The following is a 2,534-nucleotide window of genomic DNA, read 5'->3' as shown; positions in this document are numbered from 1 at the left end:
TGCAAAAAACGGGCATAGTATACCACCCACAGCGGATTAAAGTGAGCATAGTGCGGCGGGTGAAAGTGAACCACCTACAGCGGATGAAAGTGAACCACTAAAAATCGATTCTATTTGTAAAGCTTTAAATATCTTTTATAAAAAGATATTATGGCCAACAAACAAATAGATATGCGAAAAATAAAACAGATTTTCAAACTTTACAGTGAAGGAGTCAGCAAGCGTCAAATAAGCCTACAGTTAGGATTATCACGCAATACCATCACTAAATATATAGATTTTTTTAAGCGGTACCAACTGACGAGTTACGAAGTGTCCGCCATGACACTTGAGGAGCTGAACAGGCTTTTTAAAACCGACCAAAAAGGCAAGAGTGGGCAGTTATTGACCCTAGAAAAGTATTTTCCCTATTTTGACAAAGAACTGCGCAAAACAGGCGTAACCAAAGAATTGCTCTGGCAAGAGTACGCTTCCAAACATCCAGATGGCTACAAACTTTCCCAGTTTAGGTATTGGTACAGGGAATGGGTCAAAGAAGTCTCTCCGGTAATGCATTTTACACATAAAGCTGGCGATAAACTTTTCATTGATTTTACTGGCAAGAAGCTTTCCATTGTAGATCGCTACACAGGCGAGATACAAGATTTGGAGGTCTTTGTCTGCGTATTGGGCAGTAGCCAATACACTTATGTTGAGGCCTGTGAGAGCCAAAAGAAAGAAGACTTCATCGCTTGTATAGAAAACGCACTTTGGTTTTATGGAGGTGTGCCACAAGCTTTAGTGCCCGATAACTTGAGGGCTGCAGTTACCAAAAGCAGTCGTTATGAACCAAAAGTGAATGAAACCTTTGTGGATTTTGCAGAGCATTATGAAACAGCAGTACTTCCAACCAGAGCCTACAGACCAAGAGATAAGGCCATAGTTGAAAACGCTGTGCGCATCATATATACACGTGTATTTGCGCCATTACGCAACCAAACCTTCCATGCCAAGTCTGAACTCAACAAAGCTATATTAGAACTACTACACTCACATAATAACATGTCTTTTAGGGGACGTGAATATTCCCGCTATTCGTTGTTCGAAGAGATCGAAAAACATCAGCTTAAACCATTGCCAGCCAAACGCTATGAGATCAAGCGCTATGCCAATGCAACAGTCCATAAAAACAGCCATATTTATTTTAGCAAGGACAAACACTATTATAGTTTGCCCTATCATCATATAGGCAAGCGCGTCAAAGTGGTTTACTCAGATAGCGCAGTAGAGATTTACCATCAGCAGGAACTACTTACGGTACATCCAAGAACCAAGCAAAAATATGGATATAGCACCATAAAGGAGCACATGCCTTCCCACCACCGCTTTATCAGCGAGTGGAGCAGTGAAAAGTTCATTGCCTGGGCTGCGCAGATAGGTGACCATTGCAAGGCACTGATCATTAATATATTGGAAAAGAAACAACACCCAGAGCAATCCTATAAATCATGTCTGGGCATATTGCACCTCACTAAAAAGGTAGGCAATACACGGCTGGACAATGCCTGCAAGCGTGCATTGGACTATGGTGCGCATAACTATAACATTATAGAACGCATCCTTAAAAACGGCTGGGACACTTTAGATGAAGATATCGAAGACCAACCAGAGGTTCCAAACCACAATAACATTAGAGGAAGCCATTATTACAAATAAATTAAAACCAAAAAACAATGAACAAACAGACATTGGAACACATGAAACAGTTAAGGCTATACGGTATGTATAGAGCTTTTGACTGCAGTTTATCGCCACAAAGTATAAACTATACCAGTGATGAACTTGTAGCATATCTCATCCAGAGTGAATGGGATGACCGCCAAGATCGAAAAATAGAGCGGTTAACAAAAGCGGCGCGCTTTAGGTACAGTGCCGTTATGGAAGCTATAGATTTTGACCCCTCTAGAGAATTAGATAAAAATCAAATCCAACGCTTTGCCAGCTGTGATTTTATAAAGCACAAGCAGAATATACTTGTTACTGGAAGTACGGGTGCTGGCAAAAGCTATATGGCATCGGCCATTGGTCACCAAGCATGCTCATTAGGGTATAAGGTTATGTATTTTAACACGAACAAACTTTTTACCATGCTTAAAACCTCAAAAGCTGATGGATCTTATCTAAAACAAATCAATAAACTAGAAAAACAGGACCTGCTTATTATTGATGACTTCGGACTTAAAGCTTTAGATGCCATAAACAGACATTCTTTTATGGAAATCATAGAAGATAGACATGGCGAACACAGTATCATTATAGCCTCCCAATTACCCGTGGAAGCATGGCATGAAATTATAGGGGAACAAACCATCGCAGATGCCATTTTAGACCGCCTTGTGCATAATGCACATAGAATAGATATTAAAGGAGAGTCCATGCGTAAAAAATTGAAAAATAAATACTAAATTTAACCACAAATGAATCGATTTTGAGCGCTTACTTAGCTATGCTCACTTTCATCCGCTGCAAGTGGTTCACTTTGCCCGCCCTATCCA

The 2,534-nt window shown here is 40.3% G+C and carries 2 protein-coding genes; both read left to right on the top strand.

The window, feature by feature from the left end:
- Nucleotides 1-150: 150 nt before the first annotated feature.
- Entirely contained in the window at nucleotides 151-1,695 is a 1,545-nt protein-coding gene (istA, locus tag GQO80_RS15615) for an IS21 family transposase (RefSeq protein WP_157209289.1), read from the top strand.
- Between the two features lie 17 nt (nucleotides 1,696-1,712).
- Entirely contained in the window at nucleotides 1,713-2,444 is a 732-nt protein-coding gene (gene istB, locus GQO80_RS15610) for an IS21-like element helper ATPase IstB (RefSeq protein ID WP_157209288.1), read from the top strand.
- The last annotated feature ends 90 nt before the right edge of the window (nucleotides 2,445-2,534 follow it).

It is taken from the genome of Mariniflexile maritimum, assembly GCF_009746565.1.
In the GTDB taxonomy this organism is placed as follows: domain Bacteria; phylum Bacteroidota; class Bacteroidia; order Flavobacteriales; family Flavobacteriaceae; genus Mariniflexile; species Mariniflexile maritimum.
Note: the sequence above shows the minus strand (reverse complement) of the source record. Positions and strands in the feature narration are given on the sequence as shown.

Excerpts from the sequence above, each read along its gene's own strand:
- istA (WP_157209289.1), top strand. The coding sequence starts at position 151 with ATGGCCAACAAACAAATAGATATGCGAAAAATAAAACAGATTTTCAAA.
- istB (WP_157209288.1), top strand. The coding sequence starts at position 1,713 with ATGAACAAACAGACATTGGAACACATGAAACAGTTAAGGCTATACGGT.